General features: G+C 52.0%; 18 protein-coding genes. 9 read left to right on the top strand and 9 right to left on the bottom strand.

Annotated features, from left to right (window positions below):
- Nucleotides 1–87: 87 nt before the first annotated feature.
- The 4 genes from MKY59_RS06355 to MKY59_RS06370 all read left to right on the top strand — a co-directional run bounded on the left by MKY59_RS06355 (nucleotide 88) and on the right by MKY59_RS06370 (nucleotide 5,625).
- Nucleotides 88–1,905, top strand: a complete 1,818-nt coding sequence (locus MKY59_RS06355; protein WP_339276614.1) for an APC family permease — start codon at nucleotides 88–90, stop codon at nucleotides 1,903–1,905.
- 304 nt (nucleotides 1,906–2,209) lie between these two features.
- On the top strand, nucleotides 2,210–3,175 hold the full coding sequence (locus MKY59_RS06360; protein WP_339276615.1) for a sugar ABC transporter permease: 966 nt from the start codon (nucleotides 2,210–2,212) through the stop codon (nucleotides 3,173–3,175).
- Nucleotides 3,172–3,996, top strand: a complete 825-nt coding sequence (locus tag MKY59_RS06365) for a carbohydrate ABC transporter permease (RefSeq protein ID WP_339276617.1) — start codon at nucleotides 3,172–3,174, stop codon at nucleotides 3,994–3,996. The genes MKY59_RS06360 and MKY59_RS06365 overlap by 4 nt, the downstream gene beginning before the upstream one ends.
- Nucleotides 3,997–4,239: 243 nt before the next feature.
- Nucleotides 4,240–5,625: an ABC transporter substrate-binding protein gene (locus tag MKY59_RS06370; RefSeq protein WP_339276619.1), complete on the top strand. Its 1,386-nt coding sequence runs from the start codon at nucleotides 4,240–4,242 to the stop codon at nucleotides 5,623–5,625.
- 242 nt (nucleotides 5,626–5,867) lie between these two features.
- Here the strand turns inward: MKY59_RS06370 and MKY59_RS06375 are convergent, their stop codons facing one another.
- Together MKY59_RS06375 and MKY59_RS06380 are read right to left on the bottom strand one after the other, a co-directional pair.
- A complete protein-coding gene (locus MKY59_RS06375) occupies nucleotides 5,868–8,471 on the bottom strand; it encodes a glycine betaine ABC transporter substrate-binding protein (RefSeq protein ID WP_339276621.1) in 2,604 nt (867 codons plus the stop codon).
- Nucleotides 8,468–9,667, bottom strand: coding sequence for a glycine betaine/L-proline ABC transporter ATP-binding protein (locus MKY59_RS06380; protein ID WP_236415161.1), 1,200 nt, complete (start codon nucleotides 9,665–9,667; stop codon nucleotides 8,468–8,470). Before MKY59_RS06380 ends, MKY59_RS06375 begins: the two co-directional genes overlap by 4 nt.
- 493 nt (nucleotides 9,668–10,160) lie before the next feature.
- Here MKY59_RS06380 and MKY59_RS06385 point away from each other — a divergent pair, with 493 nt between their 5' ends.
- The gene (locus tag MKY59_RS06385; RefSeq protein WP_236415160.1) at nucleotides 10,161–10,736 is read left to right on the top strand and encodes a GbsR/MarR family transcriptional regulator; all 576 of its coding nucleotides are present in this window, start codon (nucleotides 10,161–10,163) and stop codon (nucleotides 10,734–10,736) included.
- 49 nt (nucleotides 10,737–10,785) lie between these two features.
- On the opposite strand, the gene MKY59_RS06390 is transcribed toward MKY59_RS06385, so the two are convergent.
- Together MKY59_RS06390 and MKY59_RS06395 are read right to left on the bottom strand one after the other, a co-directional pair.
- The gene (locus tag MKY59_RS06390; RefSeq protein WP_339276623.1) at nucleotides 10,786–12,402 is read right to left on the bottom strand and encodes a helix-turn-helix domain-containing protein; all 1,617 of its coding nucleotides are present in this window, start codon (nucleotides 12,400–12,402) and stop codon (nucleotides 10,786–10,788) included.
- Nucleotides 12,403–12,561: 159 nt separating this feature from the next.
- Complete coding sequence (locus MKY59_RS06395; RefSeq protein WP_236415158.1) at nucleotides 12,562–13,848, bottom strand: DUF5050 domain-containing protein; 1,287 nt, start codon at nucleotides 13,846–13,848, stop codon at nucleotides 12,562–12,564.
- 239 nt (nucleotides 13,849–14,087) lie between these two features.
- Between MKY59_RS06395 and MKY59_RS06400 the strand changes: the two genes are divergently transcribed.
- Together MKY59_RS06400 and MKY59_RS06405 are read left to right on the top strand one after the other, a co-directional pair.
- Nucleotides 14,088–15,101 carry a Gfo/Idh/MocA family oxidoreductase gene (locus MKY59_RS06400; RefSeq protein ID WP_339276626.1) on the top strand — a complete coding sequence of 338 codons (1,014 nt, stop codon included), beginning with the start codon at nucleotides 14,088–14,090 and terminating at the stop codon, nucleotides 15,099–15,101.
- 34 nt (nucleotides 15,102–15,135) lie between these two features.
- The gene (locus MKY59_RS06405) at nucleotides 15,136–16,119 is read left to right on the top strand and encodes a Gfo/Idh/MocA family oxidoreductase (RefSeq protein ID WP_339278337.1); all 984 of its coding nucleotides are present in this window, start codon (nucleotides 15,136–15,138) and stop codon (nucleotides 16,117–16,119) included.
- Here MKY59_RS06405 and MKY59_RS06410 read toward each other — a convergent pair.
- The 3 genes from MKY59_RS06410 to MKY59_RS06420 form a co-directional block, all read right to left on the bottom strand.
- Nucleotides 16,110–16,904 (bottom strand): MurR/RpiR family transcriptional regulator, encoded by a 795-nt coding sequence (locus MKY59_RS06410; RefSeq protein WP_339276628.1) that lies wholly within the window; start codon nucleotides 16,902–16,904, stop codon nucleotides 16,110–16,112. The two genes, MKY59_RS06405 and MKY59_RS06410, sit on opposite strands and share 10 nt — an antisense overlap.
- A 113-nt stretch (nucleotides 16,905–17,017) precedes the next feature.
- Nucleotides 17,018–17,863 (bottom strand): ABC transporter permease, encoded by an 846-nt coding sequence (locus MKY59_RS06415; protein ID WP_339276629.1) that lies wholly within the window; start codon nucleotides 17,861–17,863, stop codon nucleotides 17,018–17,020.
- Nucleotides 17,856–18,818: an ABC transporter ATP-binding protein gene (locus tag MKY59_RS06420; protein WP_339276630.1), complete on the bottom strand. Its 963-nt coding sequence runs from the start codon at nucleotides 18,816–18,818 to the stop codon at nucleotides 17,856–17,858. Before MKY59_RS06420 ends, MKY59_RS06415 begins: the two co-directional genes overlap by 8 nt.
- A gap of 331 nt (nucleotides 18,819–19,149) precedes the next feature.
- On the opposite strand from MKY59_RS06420, the gene MKY59_RS06425 reads away from it, so the two are divergent.
- Together MKY59_RS06425 and MKY59_RS06430 are read left to right on the top strand one after the other, a co-directional pair.
- Nucleotides 19,150–20,982: an HSP90 family protein gene (locus tag MKY59_RS06425; protein ID WP_339278338.1), complete on the top strand. Its 1,833-nt coding sequence runs from the start codon at nucleotides 19,150–19,152 to the stop codon at nucleotides 20,980–20,982.
- Between the two features lie 7 nt (nucleotides 20,983–20,989).
- Entirely contained in the window at nucleotides 20,990–22,051 is a 1,062-nt protein-coding gene (locus tag MKY59_RS06430) for a hypothetical protein (protein ID WP_236415148.1), read from the top strand.
- A gap of 165 nt (nucleotides 22,052–22,216) precedes the next feature.
- Here MKY59_RS06430 and MKY59_RS06435 read toward each other — a convergent pair whose 3' ends face one another.
- Together MKY59_RS06435 and MKY59_RS06440 are read right to left on the bottom strand one after the other, a co-directional pair.
- Nucleotides 22,217–24,364, bottom strand: coding sequence for a serine hydrolase (locus MKY59_RS06435; RefSeq protein WP_339276632.1), 2,148 nt, complete (start codon nucleotides 24,362–24,364; stop codon nucleotides 22,217–22,219).
- 151 nt (nucleotides 24,365–24,515) lie between these two features.
- Nucleotides 24,516–25,790: an MFS transporter gene (locus MKY59_RS06440; RefSeq protein WP_339276634.1), complete on the bottom strand. Its 1,275-nt coding sequence runs from the start codon at nucleotides 25,788–25,790 to the stop codon at nucleotides 24,516–24,518.
- Nucleotides 25,791–25,924: the final 134 nt, after the last annotated feature.

A 25,924-nucleotide genomic window follows, 5' to 3' on the forward strand; every position in this document is an offset into this window, starting at 1 on the left:
CCGGGTGAAATGACATATTGTCATCGGCACGGCGATTTTGCATAATAACAATGCTCCACACATGAAAGACGGAAGGAAGTCATGATTATGTTTGGCAAAATGAAAAGAGTCCTGATCGGCAAACCGATGAAATCCACTGAATTGGATGCGGAAAAGCTCGGGAAATGGAAGGCGCTCGCCATCCTTTCCTCCGATGCGCTGTCTTCCGTAGCCTACGGCACGGAACAGATTTTGCTGGTGTTGATTGCGGCCGGATTCGCCGCCTTATGGTATTCGGTGCCTATTTCCCTGGCTGTTCTCGGACTGCTCGTCATATTGATTTTTTCATATCGCCAAACCATATTTGCATATCCAACGGGCGGCGGCGCCTATATTGTGGCCAAGGATAATCTGGGCACAACGCCGAGCCTGATTGCAGGGGGATCGCTGCTTGTCGATTACATCCTGACGGTGGCCGTCAGCTCGTCCGCAGGCACGGACGCCATTACGTCGGCATTTCCTGCGCTGCATGATTACAGCGTGATCATCGCGCTGGTCATGATTTTGTTTTTGACGATCATGAATTTGCGCGGGGTTACGGAATCGGCCTCGGTACTGGCGATCCCGATCTATCTGTTTATTTTCTCCATCGCGATATTGATCATCTCGGGGGGCATCAAATATTTTACGGGCGGGGTTCATGCGGCCGCTCCCGAGTTTGGAAACACGTTATCCCATGTGAGCCTGTTTCTGCTGCTGAAGGCGTTCAGCTCGGGCTGCTCAGCCTTGACCGGCGTGGAGGCAGTCAGCAATGCCATCCCGAACTTCAAACAGCCTGCCGAGAAGAACGCCGCCGGCACGCTTATGCTTATGGGATGTATACTGGGGGCCATGTTCATTGGCATCACCTTGCTAGCTTTTGCTTACGGAGTGAAGCCTGACCCCAAAGCAACGGTTATTTCCCAAATCGCCGAATCTACATTTGGACGGGGAACGATGTATTTTATCATTCAGGGTGTGACTGCGCTCATCTTGTTCCTGGCGGCGAATACGGCATATTCCGCTTTTCCGCTGCTGTCCTTCATGATGGCCAAGGATAAATATATGCCGCATGCGTTCATGGTCCGGGGCGACCGGTTGGGCTTTTCGAACGGCATCATTTTTCTCAGCGTCATGTCCGCCTTGCTCGTCGTTGGGTTCAAAGGCAACACGGAAAGCCTGATTCCGCTGTATGCGGTCGGCGTATTCATTCCGTTTACGCTGTCGCAGCTTGGCATGATGATCCGCTGGATCAAAGTCAAACCAAAGGGCTGGGGCGTCAAACTACTGGTCAATACGATCGGCATGCTGACCACGCTTTCCATCACGCTGATTTTTATTTTCACCAAATTCACGCAAACCTGGTTCATCTTCATTTTCCTGCCCCTGGTGGTGTACGTGTTCATGCGCATTCATCGCCACTATTGCAACATTGCGGACGAATTGCGAATCAACATTGCGGAGGAGAAACCGATCCCGAAAGGTAACACCATCGTGATTCCGGTAGCCGGCATTACGCGCGTGGTCATGAACACGATTAGTTACGCAAAGACGATGTCGGATAACGTGGTGGCGCTGTACATTGGCTTTGACGATGAAGCGATTCGCAAAATGGAGCGGAAGTGGGAAGAATGGAACCCCGGCGTACGGTTGGTCGTGGTCAAATCCAGATATCGCAGCATCATGGGCCCGCTTAAAAAATTCATTGATACGGTGGAATGGAAAACGGCAGAAACGGACCACATCACCATTCTGATCCCGCAATTCATTACAAAGCATTGGTGGCAAAACGTGCTTCACAACCAGACCAGTTTCATGATTCGCGCATACCTGATTAATTACAAGGATGTGATCGTAACGACAGTGCCATATCATCTTCATCGATAAACATGAGTGATGTCGTAGTTTGTAAAAACGGTTCATTCGGATTCGACCTTGCTGATTTATCTTCCATTTACAATGCAAAACCGCTCCGGCTCTGCTTATTCAGAGCTGGCGCGGTTTTTTTGTTCATGTCCGCAGAACACATATGTCCTTATTTTATCCATGATTTAGTAAATGTTACAGTTGATCGTTAACATGAACTTGATTTAGGAGAAATTGTCCGGTGACATTTTCCTCTTAGACTAAAAAGCGGGGTTATAAGCTTAACTTCATATCGAAAGCGTAAATCAAGGGGGAAGACCATCCGATGAGTGAGCTTGACAAACGGATCAGCTTGCCAACGTCCAGAGCACGCGTTTCCGAGGCAGCAGAACAGCGGCGCACGGCTTCGCTCCGCGTGCAACGACTGCGTGAGAACATGCTGGCTTATGGTTTCTTGGCGCCATCGCTGCTTCTGTTTGCGGTGTTTCTGTTTTATCCGATGTTCAAGTCCGTGTATTTGAGCCTTCATTCCACGGATCCGACCGGGCAGATTGCAGCATTTGTCGGGTTGGACAACTTCAAGGCCGTGTTTCAGTCGGGATTGTTCTTTCAAGGAATGAAAGTAACGCTGTTGTTTGTTCTGTTGACCGTACCGACAGGCATTTTTGCTGCACTTGTTCTGGCGGCTCTTACGCACAACCGCTTTAAGGGCATGCGCATGTTTCAATTCGTTTTTTCACTCCCGGTAGTACTGTCCGTAGGTTCGTCTGCGGTCATCTGGAAGTTTCTGTTTCACCCGACGCTTGGCATGCTTAACTACCTTCTTGGCAAGGCAGGCATCGAACCGATTCCGTGGTTAACCAGCCCGGACTGGGCGTTGTTCTCCATTTCCATCATGACCATCTGGATGAACCTGGGCTTCAACTACATTATCATTTCCAGCGGATTGCAGGGCATTCCGGACGAGATCTACGAAAGCGCCAAGATCGATGGGGCCGGAGCGCTGCTCACGTTTAGGAAAATATCGATGCCGCTGCTGTCGCCCACGCTGTTTTTCGTGACTGTAGTATCGATGATCGGTGCGTTCCAATCGTTTGGCCAGATCAACATTCTGACCCGTGGCGGTCCGATGGACAGTACCAACGTATTCGTATATTCGATTTATCAAGAAGCCTTTATCAATTTCCGTTTCGGGACAGGCAGTGCTCAAGCGCTCATTTTGTTTGCCGTGATCATGCTGCTGACGCTGATCCAGTTCAAGTGGGTGGAAAGGAAGGTGCATTACCAATGAAAGCGTCGTGGACGACCAGAACGCTGCTGTACATCGTGTTGACCATCTGCGCTGCGTTGGTGCTGTATCCCGTCATGTACACCTTTTTCATGGCCATCATGAGCCCGGAGGATGCCAGTGCGTATCCGCCGCACATCATTCCGCAATCTGTGGATTTGTCCAGTTTCGCCGAAGTGTTCGAGATCGTGCCGATCGGTTCGTTTATCGGAAACACGTTTCTCGTCTCCGGCGTTACGATGCTGGGACAGCTCGTTACGGCGAGCATGGCGGCTTATGCTTTTGCCAAAATGCAATTCAGGGGCAAAAACATCATGTTCAGCCTGTTCGTGGCCACCATGATGATTCCGTGGGAAGTGACGATGATCCCCAACTATCTGACGGTCCGCAGCTGGGGCTGGCTGGATTCGTACCAAGGATTGACCGTGCCGTTTCTGGCTACGGCGTTTGGCACGTTTCTGCTCAGACAGTTTTTCATGCAGCTGCCGAAAGAATTGTTCGAAGCGGCCAGAATCGATGGCTGCGGCCATGTTCGTTATTTCATTTCCCATGTGCTTCCCTTATCGCGTCCGGCACTTGGCACCCTGGCGATCTACTCGTTTCTGAACATGTATAACTCGTATTTGTGGCCATTGCTTGTCACGAACACTCCGGAAATGCGCACCGCGCAAATCGGGATCTCCATGCTGGAATTTCAGGAATCGACGTCATGGAATCTGGTGTTTGCAGGAACGGCATTGGTCATTCTCCCATCGTTATTGCTGTTGATTTTTGGCTTGAAGCAGCTGGTACGCGGAATGGCCGCCGGTGCGCTCAAGGGTTAATAAAAATAAAAAAATGGGACGTTCAACAAGGTGCGGCTATAAGCCAGGAGTAGTGGAGAAAACGAGATCGATTCTGAAGAAGCGCGAGCGTTCGCCTTTGTCTCCGGATTTCATGCCGAAGCAGAAAATAAATCAGGGAAATCTGGAGACAACAGCGATCGGAAGAACGATTTCGATTCGGAACGGCTACTCGTGCTGGCTTCCAAGCTTTGATTTTGAACGGGCAAAAAAAGGAGAGAGAACATGAACAAGAACGTACGTATGAAAAAAAGAGGAACGTTTGCACTCATGCTTGCAGCACTCATGTTGGTCATTTCCGCATGCGGAGGAAAAACGGATACGGCCACTACGTCCGGAGGTGCCCAAGTAGATACGGCTGCGGCATCTAACAACGAGCCGATTCAATTGACCTGGTGGCATTCCATGTCGGGATCAGGGGAGAAGGCGATCAACCAGCTTGCCTCCGATTTCAACGCCAGCCATCCGGACATTCAGGTCAAAGCGATCTATCAGGGCAAATACGACGAAAGCTTGAACAAACTCAAAGCGTCGATGGGATCGGACAGCGGTCCGGACATTATCCAGGTGTATGAAATCGGCAGCAAATTCATGATCGATTCCGGCATGATCACGCCGGTGCAGCAGTTCATCGACAAGGAAAACTTCGATCTGTCCAAGCTGGAACCCAATATTATTCGCTATTACACCATCGATGGCAAGTTGAATGCGATGCCGTTTAATACGTCCAACCCGATTCTGTATTACAACAAGGATGCCTTCAAAGCAGCCGGACTGGACCCGGAAAACCCGCCAAAAACATACGAAGAGTTCGAACAAGCGGCCAAAGCGCTGTCCCAGAACGGCAAGCCCGGAGCTTCCATGGCGATCTACGGCTGGTTCATGGAGCAGTATTTTGCCAACCAGAATGCAGATTATGTTAACAACGGCAACGGAAGAACCGAAGCGGCGACCGAATCTTTGCTGAATTCCGAAGCTGGCGTGAAAACATTGACGTGGTGGAAAAAAATGATCGACGACAAAACGCTGGCCAACCTCGGACGCAACACGGATGATACGTCAGCGGCCTTTGCCGCGGAGCAGATCGGCATGACGCTGGACTCAACGGCTTCCTTGCGTGGTATTGTGGAGAAGGTTGGAGGCAAATTTGAACTGGGAACAGGATTCCTGCCGCGCCCATCTGATGTAAAAGAAGGCGGCGTTGTCGTTGGCGGAGCCAGCCTGTACATCATGAACAACAAATCCGAAGCCCAGCAGCAAGCGGCATGGGAGTTCATCAAGTATTTGGCAACACCTGAAGTGCAAGCGAACTGGAGTGTGGCGACAGGATACTTCCCTATTACGACAGCAGCCTACGACCAGCAAGTATTAAAGGATAATATGGCGAAGTACCCGCAATTCCAGACAGCAGTCGACCAACTTCACGCTTCCGTGGATTCGACGGCAACTTCCGGCGCGGTGATGGGCGTTTTCCCCGAAGCCCGTCAAATTGTCGAAGGCGCGATCGAAGCCGTGTTGAACGGTCAAGGCACACCTCAGGAAGCATTGGATACGGCGGCGAAGCAGATTACGGAGAAGATTGCACAGTACAACGCAACGGTGAAAAAATAAGCAGGTTGAAAAGAAGGATGGATGTGGCAGGCAACAACAGGTTTAATCCGCTTGCGGAGGCAACGCGTGCGGAAGTGGTTACGCTGCTGATGTCTGCAGCAGAAATGCAGAATTAACCGTAAGTGAATTTAGAATGTACCGATATAAAGTCGAACGATGCAAAACAAGCTGCTCCTGAATAGGAGCAGCTTGTTTGCGTAATCAACGAAGAATATATGCATAATGGCTTTTTGCATAGCGGATTATTGCTTCAAATCTTCAATGGAACTGATGTTCATATAGCTTGGAACGACGAGGCCCGTACGGACGCCGGTCATGTTGGTGCCGAGATCGTCCAACTGGTCTTTGTACTTGGCCCAGTAATCGGCATGCGTCAGCGGCAGCCAGGCTGCCGGGGAAGCGTCCACATCCCCGGTGGCAACACCGGTCCACATCGGTCCAGGCTCTACTTGCAGTGCGGTGACTTTATAGCCCAGATCGTTTTCCAAAACGTATTTCAACAGATTGGTGCTGGCGATTTCCGAATCCCATGCAACATATCCAAGGCGGAACGTATCCCCCTTGACGGGAGTCAACCCTTTGGTCCATTCGGCGATTTGCTCGGGATGTTTGCCGGCATAATCCTTTGCTGCTTGCTCAGGTGTGGTGCCGTCCTGGATCGCAATCATCATTTCGCCCATTTGGTCTGACGTCCAATTGAAGCGGGACAGGAATTCGTAGGCAACCGGATGATCGTCCTTCAGGCCTTTGCGGGCAATCGTATGAATTTCTTCAGCATCCCCGTACACTTTATCCGGATCATCCAAATATTTCAGATCATATTGATTGAACATCCAGTGCGGCGTCCAACCGGTAACGATAATCGGCTCCTCGTTTTTGTAGGCTTTATCCAGCGTCGCCGTCATAGCGGCACCGGAGCCTTCAACCAGATTCCAACCGGTCAGCCCGTACGTTTCGATCGCGCTGGCGGTAGACTTCATGATGCCTGCTCCCGGATCGATACCGATAATCTGATGGCTGACTGCATCTCCTACATTCGCTGCTATGTCCGCATTGGCAGGAGCGGAGGCGGAGCCGGACGAAGCGGCTCCTGTCTCCAGATCTTCAATCGAATTGACATCGGTCATATACGATGGGACGACAAGGCCGGTACGGACGCCAGTCATGTTGGCGCCAAGGTCGTCGACCTGGTCTTTATAACGCGCCCAATAATCGGCATGGGTGAGCGGCAGCCATGCGGCAGGCGAAGCGTCGACATCTCCGGAAGCAACGCCGGTCCACATCGGTCCTGCTTCGACTTGAAGCGCATTGACTTTATAGCCGAGTTTGTTTTCCATGACGTATTTCAGCAAATTGGTGCTCGCGATTTCGGAATCCCAAGCGACGTAACTCAGTTTGAACGAATCTCCATTTACCGGAGCAAGGCCTTTCGTCCACTCATTAATTTGATCGGCATGTTTCTCTGCATAATCTTGCGCCGCTTGCTCGGGAGATGTGCCGTTCTGAATGGCAATCATCATTTCGCCCATTTGGTCCGAGGTCCAATTGAAGCGGGTCAGGAATTCATAGGCAACCGGATGATCATCCTTCAGGCCTTTGCGGGCAATGGTATGAATTTCCTCGGCATTGCCAAACGATTTTTTCGGATCTTCCAAGTACTTCAGGTCGTATTTGTTGAACATCCAGTGCGGTGTCCAACCGGTAATAATGAGCGGTTCTTTGTTTTTATACGCTTTGTCGAGCGTGGCCGTCATGGCAGCACCCGATCCCTCAACCAGCGTCCAGTCGGACAAGTGGTAATCCTCGATCGCTTTGTTCGCGGATTTCATGATGCCTGCCCCAGGGTCGATACCGATAATTTGGTAATTAACCTCGTTACCAACCGTGTTAGCCGATGTATTCCCCCCGGCAGACGTATTTCCACCAACGAAATATTGGGAGAATCCGGCAATGAGCACGACCGCTGCGGCAGCTACCGTTATCCACGCTTTTTGCTTCGACGATACGCGGGAAGACTTCTTCCGGCCAGGCATAAACAGGTTTTGTGTAAATCGGTCCAGCACGATGGCCAGCACCACGACGGCAAGCCCGGCTTCGAAACCTTTACCGATCTGAAGCTGCGTCACGGCCCGGTATACCTCTGCACCGATGCCTTGCGCACCGATCATCGAGGCGATCACGACCATGGACAGCGACAGCATGATCGTTTGGTTGACCCCCGACATCAGCGTAGGCAGTGCCAGCGGAAGCTGCACCTTGAACAGCTTTTGCCCGGAGGTGGAACCGAACGCATCGGCCGCTTCCACCAGTTCGCCAGATACTTGGTTGATCCCCAGATGGGTCAAACGAATCGTTGGCGGAATGGCGAAAATGACTGAAGCGATAACCCCTGGAACGACGCCCAGGCTAAAGAACGTAACAGCAGGCAGCAGGTAAACGAAGGCAGGCATCGTCTGCATGAAATCCAGCAGCGGAGTGATGATGCGTGCCGCCGTTTTGCTGTATGCCAGCCATATTCCGATCGGAACGCCCAACAGGATCGAGATCAGGCCCGAGGTAATGACAAGCCCCAGAGTGTCCATCGATTGGGTCCAATACCCGAGGTTTTCGATCAGCAAGAAACCGATGATGGTGAAAAGGGTAAGCGGCAGACGGCCTACCAGATAGGCCAATACGGCCAAGATGGCAATGAACAGCAGCGGATGCGGGAGCAAAAACAATCCCGAAAAGAAATCGACAACCGCTCCGATCACCGTCGATATGACATTGAACAGGCCGGAGAGCGAATCGCTCATCCAGTCGACAATGGCTTCAATCCACGATGCCAGTGGAATTTTCGGTATCATTCTCCGGGCACCTCCTCTTTCGTTACTTCACCGCTCAACGCACCAAGCAGGGCTCCCCGAACGATGACGCCTTGCAAGCGGCCGTTTTCGTTCACGACGGCAAGAGGCACCTGGGAAGAGCTTGTAATTTCAAACAGCTCGTGAATCAACGTTTCCGGCGCAACCTGCGGCCCGTCGGTAATCAGAATATCATTGAGCGTTTTGTTTTCGCGCATGGCACGCGAAGCGTCCTCCGCGGTAATGACGCCGAGCAGCTTTTTCGCCCGGTCAATGACGAACAGGTTGGAAATGCCTCGTTCGCGCATCAATTCGAGTGCAACGCGCGGACCGCGGTCCGGCGTAATCGTTTCGGGCCTGCGCATGACGTGGGCAGCCGTGAGGACTTTGGACAGATCCACGTCTTCGACGAAGCGGGCCACATACGAGTTGGCCGGTTGAATCATGATTTCTTCCGGAGTACCGATCTGTACGACGGCGCCGTCTTTCATGAGGGCAATCCGATCGCCGATGCGCAGCGCTTCGTCCAAGTCATGGGTGATAAAGATGATCGTTTTTTTCATTTTATCCTGAAGCTCAATCAATTCATCCTGCATATCCCGGCGAATCAATGGATCGAGTGCGCTGAACGCTTCGTCCATGAGCAGTACTTCCGGATCGTTAGCGAGTGCGCGAGCCAGACCGACACGCTGCTGCATGCCGCCGCTCAACTCATCGGGCATTTTGTCTTCCCAGCCCTTAAGGCCAACCAGCTCCAATGAGGTTTTGGCTTTCTCGCGGCGTACGCTTTTGTCCACCTTTTGGACTTCAAGGCCGTACTCCACGTTTTCCAGCACGGTGCGATGAGGGAAGAGCGCGAATTTCTGAAATACCATGCTGATCGTCTTCCGGCGTACTTCGCGAAGCTGTTCCTTGTTCATTTTGCGCAAATCCTTGCCATGAACGAGAATCTCTCCCGACGTCGGTTCGATCAGACGGTTAAACATGCGAACCAGGGTGGATTTACCACTCCCGGACAGTCCCATAATGACGAAAATCTCTCCTTGGTTAATCTCCATGTTGACCCGGTTGACACCAACCGTAATTTGTTTCTCTTTAGCCAACTTTTCCTTGCCCCAACCTTGTTCAAGCAGTTGCAATCCTTGTTCGGTGTGGGGACCAAACAGTTTGCTTACGTTCCTTACTTCAAGTATGGTCAATTGCCTTCACCCCTTCTGATGTGTTGTGCACTTCGAATGGCCTGCAGCTATACGCAAGCCCATACACTTGCGAGCCTAGCCACGAAATCCGGTTTTGCTTTGGCTTCCCGTCTTTCTGGGTAACGTTAATATTCTAACAAATAAACAAACTGTATATCAAACGAACAAACAGTACATAATGTTTGTACAGTAAAAACTGTACAAAGTTTCTCTCCGAAATGCTCCCTGATGCTCATTATTATGGCAAATAAGGCTTCTTTACATTTGATAAGGCAACTCCTACAATAGACAATGAGCTGAATCTAAGCTTTTTTTGGGGTTATACAATAGTCATGGGCACAGCAATATGGAAATCTGCCCTTAACATGCATTCGGTATTGTTGCTTCTGGCATATAGAATGTCCTGTCGAATGCATTCCCATGTAAGCTGGATGATTTCCGACATTGCATTGATTTTGCCAAGACTGGAATGTTCAGAATGGAGGTTGCAAGCATGAGCTTGGACCATTTGCAAGAAGAACAGCAGGCAACCGTTCTTAAAATTCGTAAGCGCGTCATTGAAGCCATCGGGCGCAACATGGATTTATACGGCGTTACGCTGTCCACGGGACACTTGTATGGATTGCTTTTTTTTGCAGACAAACCGATGACCCTTGATGATATGGGCCGGGAAATGGAAATGAGCAAAACGAGCATGAGCACCGGCGTACGGAATCTGCTGGATCTGAAAATGGTAAACAAAGTGTGGAGCAAAGGTTCGCGAAAAGATTTGTATGAGGTCGAATATGATTGGTATCAAACATTTACGGATTATTTCGTCATTAAATGGAGAAAAGCGGTCGAGAGCAACCTGCAGGTGTTTCGCAAGTCGATCGAGGAATTGAACCGGCTCGCGGATACGCTGAACGAAGAGACGGATGCGGAGCTTCTGCGTATTCTGGAACAGGACAGGGGCAAAATGCTGCAAGCGGAAGCTTATTATAAATGGTTGGATCGCCTGATTGATGCCATGGAGGATGAAGAGATATATAAGCTGGTTCCGCGTGAGGAAGTCAAAGATCGGTCCTAGCGCACACGAAAAAGGCACTTTCCGTTCAAAGGAGAGTGCCTTTTTTCATTTAATAGGCCTGAAAGAGTGCTACATGTCGGTCAGCCAATTGTTCAAGTTCGTTTAGAATTTGCTGGCGGCCCGAAGGGGTTCGGCTCATTCGCATCCAGTCCTGGATCTCGTGTACGCTTCCCTGAAGAACGGCTGGAGATCGGTTCCAGGCCGCAGTTTGTTTTAGGCGTCTGAGCATTTTCTCGCTGCCCGCCTGTTCAGGAGAGCGGAGCAGCAGCAAATGATCTGTGTCCAGCAAAGGAATACTGTCGGCCGTGTATTCAACCCATGCATGAATGTTGGGCTGGGTTAAGCTTGCAGGCTGCAGGCAAAGACGATGATACAGCAGTTCGTTCAGCGGGTGCTCCAGGCCGCCTTGGATACGAATGCAATAGGGCGTGATTTGCAGCACCGTTACACGTTCCCTGCCGAAATGCTGCCGGAGCCTTTTGCTCACATCCAGTGCGCGAAATTCCAATTGTTTGAGATTTTGCAGGGCTCGTTCTTCTTGCCCCGCCAATTCGGCGATACGCCAGTGGGTCTCCTTCCAGTCCAGCGACGGGTCGATGAACACGGTAGGCGCGATCATTTTCAGTTGATCCCGAAAGAAGCTGTGGTTATGGTCTGCGATGATCAGATCAGGTTTGGTCCGACGCAATCGATCAAGCAGCCCAATAAGCTGACGAGATTGATCGACGTCGCCTTGTTCCCGTTCCTTAGAGACGCCGAGGGCTGCTGCCGCTTCCAGTCCAAGGGAGGAAAGATGATCCTGGAGATGGCTGGTGGAAACCGTGGCTATCTTCAATTGTCTCCTCTTCATATATAAACTTGGTGCCATGCCGAAGCTCTGCTTGAATTTGCGGCTGAAATAATATTCATTGCCATAGCCTACGGACTCGGCCACGTCCTTGATGGTCTGTTTGTCCTGGCTCAATAATCGTTTGGCCTCGTCGATCCGCATCCGGTTCAGGTAGTCGGTGGGAGACATGCCTTTGGCCTTCTTGAAGCTGCGTGAATAGGAGCTGGCGGTCAATCCTGCCATTTTGGCCAGTTGTTCCATGCTGATTCCTTCGCTCATATATCGTTGCATATATGCAATGCTGCGTTCCAAGGAAAGATCAACCTTCTCAAGGTTGTCTTCCAAACGGTGTTCCGACAAGTGCTGCAGCAATTCATGCAGTTGGCTGTGGACGCTGATGCAGTGCTCTTGTTGCCGTGTCCCGTGATAAGCTTCATGGAGCCGAATGAAACGCTGCACGGATTGGGACTCATGACGCACGCGCAGCCTCCCGGTCGGCCAGTGAAGCGGAAACTCGGGATGGGGGAGCATGTGCCATTCACCGCGTACCTGCTTCAGCCTTACGGTGTTCATGCTCAGCAAAATGCACTCCATCGGAGTACGGGAAGCCGCTTCGATCGTTGTGCCTCTTTCCAGGAAAAATAAATGGTTGGCCTGAGCCGTATGTACCTTATCATTCAATACCAGAAGACCTTCTCCTTGCAAAACAAGACAAAGCATGGGCCGGGTTACGGCTTGTTCGCGCAAACGGAAATTCTCCCCACGGCGTACACGGCACATGGATGAGAGAAGCGGCAGTGATGAGGTTTTGGAAATGAAGGGAAGCTGTTCAGTCATACGGACCATCCTTTGATTTCATTTTCTTAATGATAACAATTATCATTCTCAAATGGAAGGCGTTTTTAAGTTTTATTGCCGAACTTAGCCCCGGAAAAACAAAAATACCCTGAACACGGATGGTTCAGGGTATCCTTCATGGATCGAGATCAGTCTTCTTTAGTTAGGCGTTGCCAACAAAATGCGGTCGGCGTACACTTCGCTGAGCACTTTTTTGCCAGTGCCGTTCGCTTGCACATGGTAAAGGCGGAACTGATCATCGGCATTCAGGTAAAATACGCCTGGAACTTCGTTGCCGAATTGATAATAATCCCATTCTTCCCCGGCCAGCTTGGTCACTTTGAGCGCCGTATTCACGGCGTAAATGCCATTATAGTTGGAGATGTAGGCCAGCGTTGGCGAAGCGTTCGTCAGTTGTGAACCGAGAGAGTTCACGCCGCTGAGGTTGAGGTTGGCCGTTTTGGTAACTTTGCTGGCCGATACCGTTTTGCCGTAGGCTTTTTTGTCCGCATCGATAATGATGACTTTGTCCGTACCGACCATCGTTGTTTCACGCACGCTTTTGCTGTGAAGCTGCATCGTTTTGCCCGCCGTGGTCAGTGCAAAGGCTTTGCCTGTAGCATAGTTGTAATCCTTGTTGCTGTCCAGCTTGATGCCTTTGTTGTAAACGTAAAGATTGCCTGCCCAACCGCCGGAATAAGCGGCATTAACGTCCAGCTTCGCCTTCGGATTGACGGCTTTGCCTTTGCCGGTGCTGTAGTTGACGGAATACATAACGACGGCGTTGGTCGAGTAGACCGTTTCGTACTCATCGGTATTGACCATCATAAGCAGTGCGTTTTTGGTTGAGTTGATGAAATAGCTGTCTTCCACGGCGCCCGCTGCAATGGATTGAACGGAACCGCTGCCGTTTGTAGCTTTGGAAGCAACGTACGTTTTGCCGTTAATTACTGCATTGTAGTAGACTCTGCCTTTGCTTACATATAACAGAGGGAAGTCCGTATTCGCCCGGTCGGCGATTTTTTGGACCGTGGATGGAGCGCTGTTTCCGTTGGTACGGTAGATGGCACCCTTGGAATCAAGATAATAAATGAAGCCGTTATCCGTAGCGTAGTCGAGTACGTCTTCAGCAAAAGTTTCGCTCTCGTCCTGCGAGCCGTCATTTTTCACCCGGTGCAGCGTCGTGGACGTTGCAGTTTCCGTGTAATAGAGGTAGGAGCCGGCTGCTTGAAGCCCAGATCCTTTAAAGTCGAGCAATACTTCCGTCGTGCCGGAACCGTCTCCGGATACTTTGTAGAGCACGCCATCCGAATCGTAATATACCGTTGATTGGCTAAGGGATGCCGCTTGCGCTTTACCTCCACTTACCAGTGCTGCTGTGGCAAACAGGGAAACCATCAGCACGGCACACATCGTTCGTTGCAGTCGCAAAGACCATTTTTTCATAGACCCATCTTCACCCTTCGTTCGCAATGTATGTATATAATACCTTAAAATATATCGGTAATCTATGGAAAAAATGTTAGAGCAGCGCGGGAAATGTTTTTGGAATGAAATTCGATTTCATTCTGTTGGACACATATAGAGAATCTATGCACGCTGCGGCCAATACCTTCCGAAAGCATTCCCCGAACCGACCCCGTGCTGGTACCATGGCGATATCAAGCGAATAAGGAGTGAAGCGAATGATGAATATCGCCATGATTGGGTTCGGAAACGCGGTCGTAAACTACCATTTGCCTTACTTGGCAGGGAGAGAAGGGATTAAAGTAAAAACGATCTTCCGCCGGGAGGAGGACCGCGTCGGGGATATGGAGCGTGAAGCGTATTATCCGGATATTGCATTCACGAGCGACTTGAACGCCGTATTGTCGGATCTGGACATCGAATTGATCGTTGTGGCGACCCATGTGGACAGCCATTTCGAATATGCCAGACTGGCGCTTGAACATGGCAAGCATGTGCTTGTGGAGAAGCCTTTTGCCTCCACCTCGGGAGAAGCGCGCCGTATTTTTGAGCTTGCAGAACGGAAAAACCTGATTGCCATGGCCAATCAGAACCGCAGATTCGATGGGGATTTTCTCACGTTGAAAAAAGTTATGGAGAGCGGCAAACTTGGCAGCATCGTTGAAATTCAATCGCACTACGATTATTTCAGGCCAGCCTGGGTCAAACCGGGATTCACCATGCTGCACGGATTGGCCGTGCATCCCATCGATCAGCTGATCTCCCTGTTCGGCAGGGCAGACCGGATCGATTACGATGTCCGCAGCCTTGCTTATCCGGGCGAATCCGATGATTACGTGGACATTGATTTTCGCTACGGCAAGGCCAAAATGACCGTCAAGTGCAGCCTGCTCGTCAGCATCGAGCATCCCAAGTTCGTCGTTCACGGCGACCGGGGCAGCTTCGTCAAATACAGCAGCGGCCACCAGCACAAGAACGAGCATGGACCGACCGTCGTTTCGTTTGAGCCGGAGGACGAAGCCAATTGGGGAACGCTCCGTTATGTCGACGATGATGGGAATTCCCGCACGGAAAAGGTTCCGTCGGAAGTAACGGATTACGGCATCCTGTATGAACAGCTTCTCGCGGCAATACGGCATGGGACAGACAAGCCGGTCAAGGATGACGAGGTTCTGTACGTCCTGGACATTTTGCAGCAAGGGGTAGAAGTGGCCAAACAGGCCCAAACATAAATTATTATGAATGATCAGGAGTGAAGAGAACATGATGAACATTGCAACGATCGGCACCGGAAGCATCGTGGATGCCATGTTGGCAGCGATCAGCGAAGTGGAGAGAGTAACTTGTACCGCGATGTATTCGCGCAAGCGGGAGACGGCTCAGCCTCTTGCCGACAAGTACGGGGTGGATTCTGTTTATACCGATCTGGAGGCGCTGTTTGCTGATACAAATGTGGATGCCGTATACATCGCTTCGCCGAACAGCCTTCATTATGAACAAGCATACCGGGCAATGGAGCATGGCAAACACGTCATTTGCGAGAAACCGTTTGCGTCCAACCTGGTCGAAACGGAATCGCTCATCGCCCTTGCCAAACAGAAAAACCTGTTCCTTTTTGAAGCGATCTCCAACATCCATTTGCCGAACTACGCGGCGGTGCAGGAACAATTGCTCAAGCTGGGCCATATCAAATTCATTCAATGCAACTACAGCCAATATTCCCGAAAATACGACCAGCTGTTGGCAGGCGAGACGCCGAACGTATTCAATCCGCAATTTTCCGGCGGGGCGATCATGGACATCAACATCTACAACATTCATTTCGTCATGAAAATGTTCGGTGCTCCGGAATCCGTAACCTATACGGCGAACAAACACGCCAACGGGATCGACACGTCAGGCGTAGCCGTGCTGCAATATCCCGACTTCATTGCGGAATGCGTGGGCTGCAAGGATACGAGCAGCATGAATTTCGTGCTGATTCAGGGCGAGAAGGGATATCTCCAGGTCGTCGGCGGCGCCAACGGTTGCCGGGAAATCAAGGTGCAGATCGGCGAGAAAACCGAAGAGCTGAACCGCCAAAACCGGAAGAACTGGTTTTACTACGAGTGGGAGACGTTCCGGGACATTTACGAAAGCGGAGATCAACAGCGCTGCCATGAACTGCTGGCGCACAGCCGATCCGTCATGAGCGTGCTGACGAGTGCACGGAAGGACGCAGGCATTCGATTTGCAGCCGATCAGGCCTGATTATCGGACTCGTCGATGCTGCACATGTACAGGATGTCGAAGATGTACATGACGGAAAGCATGGAGGACATCTTGCTAAGCCGCAGTTGGTCGCTATATGCGTAAGTAAGCAGCGTTTCATCACATTGCTTTGCCAACGTCGAATCATTGTTGCCGGTCACGGCAATGACGTTCATCCGTTTGCCGCTCAGAAGGCTCGCCGCTTCAATCATGGCAGGATTCTCGCCGGTATGAGAGATGACAAAGGATACCGTAGCCGATCCGGCGTGCACGGTATTCAAATAGTGCCTGTTCGGCGTATTGTGGGCAATGGCAGGCAGGCCGAGTTCATTCCATTTGGTACAGGCCTGCCGTGCCACGTCATAGTTCACGTCGCTTCCGTAAATATCGATCCGGCTGGACTGTTTCAGCGTCCTCGCGATGCGCTCGATCACGGCGCCGTTCAACATCCGCCGCGTCTCGGCGACGGCTTGCTGATACAGGTATGGCACGGATTCGATCGCGGTTTGCACGTTCCCGAACTCCGGCGTCTGCACCTCTGGCGATGCGATGGCGGAAGGGGCCTGCACGGTTTCGAGCGCCAGCTTCAACTGAAAGTCCGGGTACCCTTTGGTACCCAGTTTTTTGCATAAGCGGACAATGGTCGATGAACTTGTAAAGGTTAAATGAGCCAGCTCCTGGGCCGTGGAATGGAAGACGGCTTCGGGATGCTGGAGGATATAATCCACGATGTGTTTTTCCTGTGTCGTTAAATGCTGCGCGTATTTCATTTGAAGAAGTAACATGGGTTCCAATCCTCTCCGTCGTCTTGCCGTCTCCAGCTTCATGTCCCCTTATCATACCGCGCCTCATGCAGTTTCTCAATCAAGTCCAGGCGCGGGACATGTCGGTCCCGAAGTCAGATCTGGCTCTCTGCAAGCTGCTGGCGACGATTCCACATTGAGACAAGGCGCAGCAGCACGAAGCAAAGGCACAGCAATACCGCACCGATGACGGCGAGCAGCCAGGGACGAAGCAGCAGCATGCCCGTAGCCTGGGCACCGATCAGGGCGAGCAAGGGGAGAACGACGACGCCCCCCAATTGGTAAGCCTCCTGGAACCCCCGTACTTTGGCCGAAATCAGCACATTGAGCAAAATGACGACCAGGCTGGACAGCGGAATCACCCATAAGATCAGGAGGATCCAATTCAGGTTGGGGAACATGATCCGTCCAAACATCGGATACATGATCACATTGGCGATCACGCCGAAGATCAGAAAGGTTGCCCATGATAAAACAATAGAAGGAATCAGGGCAGCCAGCACCTTTGCCGTAAATAACGTGTTCATGCTCACAGGCGTGAATAGAAGTCCTTCCAGCGTTTTACGCTCCTTCTCGCCGGCAAAGCTGTTCGCCGTCAGAATGCTGGACGCCATTACCGGAATGATGAGAAACAGCGGGGCAAACATATAAAGGGCCAAATAATAGACGATCCGTTGATTATCGGTCGCCATATGCGCGAGCTGAGGGATCTGTCCCGAAGCGGTCAAGGCATCGAGCGTGTCCAGGACCGCCCCCATATTACCCAGCTCGCGCAGATCCAGGCGCGAAGCCAGCCATAATAAAGCTGCGGGCATCGCTACTCCAATGATGAGAGGCACGATCAGCATCGGCAGCCACAGTTGTACACTGGCGGTAATGGCGCGTATGTCTTTACGGACCAGTGCGCGAAGCGCCCGGTTTTGGTGAGCGTTCCTATTCATGACGGTGAGCCTCCCTTATGGAAAAATAAACACTCTCAAGGTCGCTGTCCATAATCTTGGACTGATAAACCTCGCCAATTCCGGTTAACGTTCGCAGCAATCGCGGTATTTGTTCGCGTGACTCCAATTGGAATATGGCTTTACGAGGCGTCAGGATTTCCAGAGAGTACCCCGGCAAGTTGAATGCTTGCCACCCGCCTGGCAGGTCGGCTTCGATTTCCACTTTGGGCCGCCCCAGATAACGGTTTACGATGTCTTCCTCGGTGCCTTCCTCTACTTTACAGCCGTTCTCCATGAAAATGTAATGATCGCATACGGCCGACAATTGGGACAGTACATGGGAAGACACAAGGATCGTGATGCCTTCCTCCCGATTGAGCCGTCGGATGATGCCCAGCACCATCTGAATTCCATCCGGATCGAGACCGTTCGTCGGTTCGTCGAGAAACAGAATGGAGGGGGAGTGGAGCAGCACTCGGGCCAGTCCCAGCCGTTTTTTCATGCCTGTGCTGTACGTGCCTACTTTCCGATCTACATATTCCGAAAGCTCGAAAAGAGCAACAAGTTCATCGATACGTGCGGCGGCCTGTTTGACGCCGAAAACCTCCGCAAAAAAAAGCAGATTATCCCGGCCGCTCATATTTTCGTACAATCCGCTCTGTTCCGTCAGCGTGCCGCACATGGCCAGCACCTTCTCCGCATCGATTGACGGGTCCAAACCGCCAATGTTGACTTTGCCTGTGGATGCACCGAGCACCCCGTTCATAATGCGAATCAGCGTGGTTTTACCCGATCCGTTGGGGCCGATGAGCCCTGTCACGCTGCCCTGCTTGATCGTGAAGCTGACATCGTTCAGCGCCCGATGGATCTCGAATTGTTTGGAAATATTGCATACCTCGATCATGATGTCACCGCCGTCTTCCCGACCTGCCCGATGGTTGTGTTGGTTTTGCAAGAACATAATCGGGTATGATCTGAATTTTAAAATAGTACGTTTAGGACCCGATTTTCGTTCAAATGGAAAAAAGATCGACTTTGTCCTTCTATAGTCCCAAAAAAGCGAACATTTGCACGTATTTTCCGGCGCTAAATCGGGTCTCAAGTTCGTTTTATACGGGTGCCGTACCATGTATCCTTGTTATAAGAGGCATTCTTCATGTTGGTGGGCATCCATTTGCTTTGAGCGCTTCATGAGCATAAGAGACGTCTCAAAACGAATTATTTCGTCTAACACATCGGTTTAAACATGGATGCATCGGTGTGGAGGATTCGGGAAGGTGAATCGTATGGCATCATCCAATGAGTACCGCTTTCAGGTCAATCTGAGCGGCATGATCCAGATTTTATCGAATCATTTATACAGCAGCCCCAAAGTGTTTCTGCGCGAACTCATGCAAAATGCGACCGATGCGATTACGGCACGAAGCGAGGCGGAGCCGGGCCATCGGGGCGAAGTCAGCGTGGAACTGACCGGAACGGGAACGGAGCTGACGATGACGGTGCAGGATAACGGAATCGGGTTGACCGAGGCCGACATCCACGAATTTCTGGCCATGATCGGGCAGTCGTCGAAGCGTGGCCGCCAAGCGCTGCTGGACGGGGAAACTTCCTTTATCGGCCGTTTCGGCATCGGACTGTTGTCATGCTTCATGGTGAGCAACGAAATCGTGATGCTGACCCAGTCCGCAAAGGGCGGGCCTTCCATGGAATGGCGCGGCAAGCCGGACGGCACGTACACGATTCGCCGGTTAGACACGTCATTGTCGCCAGGGACGAAAGTGTATCTTCGGTGCACTCCCGAAGGGGCAGCGTATTTCGATGCAGAGTACGTCAAGGAGTCGCTATTTTATTATGGGGCATTGCTGCCTTACCCGGTTACCTTGCAGCATGAAGGGCAGCGGCATGTGATCAACGCCGAATCGCCCGCATGGCTGGCGAACCCCGAACTCGCTGCAGGACGCAAATCCGAGGTGCTTGCATTTGGCCAACGTTTGCTGGGGGAACGGTTCGAGGAATTCATTCCGCTGACAACAGCGTCCGGACGCACAGCCGGCATTGCATACGTACTGCCGCATGCCGTAAATCTGAACGCCAAACGTTCGCACCGGGTGTACCTGAAACGAATGCTGGTATCGGAGAAGGCGGAGAACATTTTGCCGGATTGGGCCTTTTTCGTCAAATGCCTGATCTGGACGGATGAATTGCAGCCCACCGCTTCCAGGGAGCATTTCTACGAGAACGATCAATTGGAACAGGTGCGTTCGGAACTCGGTGACGCGATTCGGGCAGGCCTTGCGAATATGGCTGCGAACCATCCGGAACGGCTGCAGAAGCTTATTCGTTTGCATGCGTTGTCCATGAAGGCGTTGGCGGTGCAGGATCAACAATTTTACGCCATGGTCCATCGCTGGCTGCCATTCGAGACAACAAGGGGACACCGGGAACTCGGTGAACTGTTGGACGAGGAAGAGACGTTGTATTATACCGGGTCCGTGGATGAATATCGCCAGATCCATCATGTGGCGGCAGCACAATCCATGCTGGTCGTGAACGGTGGTTATATCTATGACAGCGACCTGATGGCGGCCCTGCCTTTAGCGGTACCTTCCGCGCACACGGAGCAGCTTCAGCCGGACGAGGTTTCGATGAAATTCATCGACGTGCCTCCGCATGAGCGGGACCGATATTACGACGCTTTGCGTCTTGCCGATGCCGCTTTGCAGCGTTTCCGGTGCCGGGCAGAAGTCAAAGGCTTCAAACCGAGCGACCTTCCCGTCCTGTTCACGCTGTCCAAGGAAACTTCAACGCTCCGCGCATTGGAAAAGGCGAGCGAGGAGAGCACGGACTTGTTCTCTTCGGTGCTGGGCTCATTGTCTACAGCGATGAATTCGGCGGGGTACTCCACGCTCTACTTGAACGTGAGCAATCCGGTCATCCAGCGTGTGCTTACGTCGCCTGATCCCCAGATGACACCGCTGGCCATTGAGATGTTGTACGTGAATGCGCTCATGATGGGCCACTACGCGATGAACCGGCAGGAGCATGCCGTGCTTAACCAAGGCATCATTCGCTTCATCGATTGGGGTTTGCAGGCCAACACGAAAGATAAGGGAGAGTGAGTCGGCGATGAGTCTGGAAATGGACATGGATTTCGAAGATTTGATGATGGAGGCGCACGGTTTGCCGAACGGTGCGGCCAAGCTTGGGCTGTTGGAGGAAGCGGCGAGGATCGCAGATATCAACGGCATGGAAGAAGAGGCATACGAAGCGCGAGCAGAAATCGTGGAGACGGCTACGTTCTGCGGTTATCCGATGAAGGCGCTGATCGCTTTTTCCTGGCAGCTGGGCAAGTTCGACGGCGACCCGGAGCGTTACGACGAGGAAGAACTGATGTGGTCCTACAAATGGATTCTCGGCACGATTTCCAACTTCCCTGAAATATCGCGCGAAAAAATCATGGAGCTTCTGGAGGATTTCGGTCGCCGTTTCCGCTCTTTCGGTTACAGCGAACGATCGTACCTGTACTATCGGTTCATGTTGTCCATGGATTTGGGCGACTTGGAAGAAGCTACGCGCTGCCTTTCCAAATTCACGGCGGCCGACAGTGATTACATGAGCGATTGCGCGGCCTGCGAACAGAATGAAATCGTACGATATTGGAATTTGATGGGTGACGACGAAAAGGCAATCGAAGCGGCGAAGCCGATTCTGTCGGGCAGAATGTCTTGTGCCGAGATTCCGCATCTTACATTGTCGCGCCTGTTGATGCCGCTGTATCGCCTGAACCGGCAGGGAGAAGCGGACAAACACCAGAAAAAAGGCTATCGTCTGACCAAAGGAAACAAGGATTTCGTGAAGTGTTTTGGCGAGCAAATGGGATACCTGGCACGTACCAATCCTGCGGCAGGCATCGACGTGCTGGAACAGACGGCGCCACTGGCGGTGGATCACGAAGATCCGACGGCCAGAATGATATTTTACGCCAATGCCGCAGCTCTGCTGAAGCGCTGGGCCGATGAATCCCAAGGCTATCGCCTGCGCCTTCCGACATCGTTTCATTACGATGGCGATGCCTCCGATTTGCAAGGATTGGCTGACGTATTCGCCAAGGAAGCGGAGACCATTGCGGACAAATTGAATCAACGGAACGGAAACCGGCATGTATCCGCATTGATCGCCAACATTTAATTTTACCCTCGAGCGGGGCAGCGTATGCCCTGATCATACAAGAGAACAGGCTTGTCGAAGGACGACGGTTTCGCCCTTCGAACAAGCCTGTTTGGTCATGTTCTATACATCGTTTGTTCCCATTTCTATTGCTAAGAGCTGGCACGCAGCATCTGCTTCCTGGAATCAGGAAGCAGCGGCCTCTTCGGCCGGCTGCTGCTGTTTCATCAACTCGGACACGATCTTGTCGGTCGGCTGCGTGAACAGCTGGTACATGATCGCCGCTTCTTCCTGACGGATCAACGGCTTGCGGGGAAGGACATCGACCGATCCATCCTCCAGAACCTTCACTTCCGGTCCGTGAAGGCCCAGCGCAACCATCATGCGGATGGCAGGCGCAGCCCATTCGTCGATATGTCCGGCCAGTCGGATATCTTCAAACAGTTCGGCAGGATATTGCTTTTGCAGCGAGCGCCATACCATGACCATCGCTTCCTGACGGGTAATGGCCTGGTCCGGCTTGAATTGCTTCGAATCGGCTCCGGTGATCATGCCGGCCTCATAACCAAGCTGAATGTAACCTGCTGCCGGATGGGTAGCCCAATCGCTGTCTGCAGGAGGGGCCGTTTTGCTGGCAGACAAGCCGCTCATTTTCAGCACGTCTTCGATGAATTCGGCGCGGGTCACCGTATTTTTCGGTTGGAAAGCCGCGTTTTTGTCATTTTCGTAATGTCCGAGGGATTGCAGGCCATAGATCGCCTCGGCGTAAGGGCTGTCCGGACGGACATCCCGGAATCCTTGGGCTTTCTCGCCTTTTTTCTCATAACCCATCGGGTTGAGGTAAGGCTCTTTCATATAAACGGTACCGTCGGCATTCTCCTTGAAGGCGGTAAATTGCCCGGTGATCTCGTCCTTGAACAGATGGTCTCCGACCTGAATCAGCGTGCGCGGCCCGAGGAATGCATCCGAGATGCTCAGTTTTCCAGCCTCTTCGCCCCCGCCGTTCAATTTGCTGACGATCGTGCTGAGACGCAGGTCGGCATACAGACCGGTAAAGCGCTGCAGCTCTTCGCCCGATTGCGGCGTGAACGGTTCAAGCTTGGCCGTTTCTGCGTACTGCGGGAAGAACGTTTGGATAAAGGCCGGGTAGAACAGGTTGCGCAAAGCTCCGGTTTGATTGTAAGTCAGGAAGACACCCGTATTTTGCTCAGGAATAAAGAAGAGATAAGAGCTGAAGCCGGGCAGGTCTCCTGCCTTGGTGATGATTTTGGAACTGCTCCCTGCTCCCGGAAGCTGAAATGGCGCTTCGAATCCGTAGGTCGTATTGGGCAGCAGCGGATGAATCGATGAGCGGTATTGCTCCATACTGTTGATGGTGGATTCTTTCCATACGCGCTGATCATCCTTGATCCCGCCATTCAGGAAGGCGATCATGAAGCTGCCGATATCCTCGGCCGTGGACAGCATGCCGCCTTGCGGCATCGGCGTCGGGGAGAGCGTGTATATGTCAAGCGGCTTGCTTGTCGCGTCATAGCCCGTCGCCAGTTGTTTCTGGCGTTCGCCATTCAGCAGGAAGCTGCTGTGATCCATGCCGAGCGGCTCGAAAATATGCTTTTGCATATAGGTCTCGAACGGTTCGCCGCTCACATTCTCCACGATCATGCCGAGCAGCAGGAACGAAAAGTTGTCGTACATGTAGGAGCTCCCCGGTTCGCGAACGACAGGGGGCATGTGCTCTTTGGCGTAATCCTCCATCGATACGATTTTCTCGAAGTCCGCGTGAAGGTCTTCCTGCTGAGGATCGCGAATCTCGAAACCTGTTGTATGGGTGAGCAGATGTTCAACGGTTACGGGTTTGTCGAACGGATTTTTGAACTCCAGCCCTTTAACGTAAGTCTGAAAATCGGCCTGCAAATCGACTTTCCCTTGTTCCGCCAGCTGCATTACCGCTGCAGCCGTAAAGGTTTTGGAGACGGAGGCAATCCGGAAAAGCGTGCTCTTGGGATTAACGGCCGTCTGGTTCTCGGCATCGGCGTAACCATACCCTTTTTCAGCCAGAATCTTGCCGTCCTTGACAACAACGACGGATGCTCCGACGTATTGGGCCTGTGCTTCAGGCGATGCAAAAAACTTGTCTAAAAACGAGGTTGCCGATTCCGCCGTCAGCGCGGTGGCTTTGTTTTGCTGGGACGCTGCGGTGGCAGCCTGTCCCGGCGTTTGCGCGGTTTCCGCATGAACCGCCGGCGTCCATAAGCTGAATGAAAGCATTGCAGCCATGAGCGCGCTGGTCAGTGTAGTGGCTTTGAAGCGATTCCTTCGTGTGGATTGATGCATGTAAACACTCCCTTGAATTGGTTTGGGAAATCGTTCCTTCATGTGTATTACGTCCAAATCCCTGGATTGGTTCACGTAAATTTCTCGGGAGAAAATCAATCGTTGTGCAAGAGTGCGCGGCTGGCGTCCACAGCGTGATTCTTTTTTGCGTTTATGACGCCATCGTTCCGGACGATGAATTGCCTGAATTGCCTGAATTGCCTGAAGTGAACGTTTGGCGATCCAGCGAACTTCGGAATAAGCAGAGCGCTCCCAGTCCCATCAGCAGATACAAGCAAGCCATCGCGTATGAGGGCAGAATCGCGCCGATGGACAAACCGATGCTTCCCATTAAGGCGGCAGCGTTGTAACTCATGCTGTCGGCGGCCATATAGGCTGCACGGTTCGTATCGGGGATCATGCCGGCCAAAAGGACTTTTTGGACGGGCGAATACATCAGTTCGCCGATCGTGTAAACCACCGCAGCCGCAATCAGAAGCATCGCCCAGTTGCTGACGGCGAGCAAGGCGAAGCCCGACGTATACAGCACCATGCCAACCGTCATGACAGACCGGGAAGAATAGCGATGCATCCACTTGGAAAAGGGCAGGGCGATGAGCGCTACAAGGACGGTGTTGATAGCCAAAACGAAGCTGAACATTTGCAGTCCCGTGATGTCCCAGTGAAACAGCTGGGCGCTGAATTCATTTTTCAGGCGCACGGCGATATACTTATCCAATTGAAATTCAAGGGCTACGGCCAATACGGTTGCAGCAAAGAATGTCATGAAACGCCGATTGCGGAGCACATCTCCATACGTGGAGAACATGCTGCTCCGTTTGCGCGAAACGGGAACATTGGAATGGGAGTGTGTTTCCATCGTTTCGTGAATCAAGGTGACAAGAATGGCCAGCGTTGCCACGCTTTCGGCGAGTACCAGCCCGAACAGCAGGAATCGGTTGGTTTCGAACAGCAGGCCGCCCATCAAAGCGCCGAACGTGATAGCCACGTTCGTGGTCCAATATTGAAGGCCGTAAACATACTGGCGTTCCCGTTCGCTGCTGACATCCACGATCATGGCATTGGCAACGGGAATGCTAACTCCCGAACTTACGCTGCTGAATGTAAACATGATGCATGTCAACCAGACGGAGTCCAGCCAAGGCGAGTTGGCCGCCGCCATCCAGAACAGGGCGAAAACCTGTATGCATTGGGCGGAAACCATCAGTTTTTTACGTCCGATCCGGTCGGACCAGTACCCAGCCCCCAGGCTCACCAGCATGGATAGCAAAATATTGGCGGTGAGCAATAGCCCGGCCCAACTCGCTCCCAGTCGAACGCTCAGGTATATGGCCATGAACGGCAGGATGGATTTTTGCGTCAGATCGGTAAAAAAGTCGGTGATGATGCGAATTCGGATGTTGCGATGCAAATCGGAGTACTTCATGGTATGCGTTCCTTCCTTGGGTCATATTGATTTCCCGAGTATAATGGATGAAAACCTGAAGAAAAACCGTAAAAGCATCGAGTTTAATTTCGTATTTTATTTGAGTCAGGGGAAAGGCAGGAAACGTTCAGTGG

Source organism: Paenibacillus sp. FSL W8-0426, assembly GCF_037969725.1.
Classification (GTDB): Bacteria; Bacillota; Bacilli; order Paenibacillales; family Paenibacillaceae; genus Paenibacillus; species Paenibacillus hubeiensis.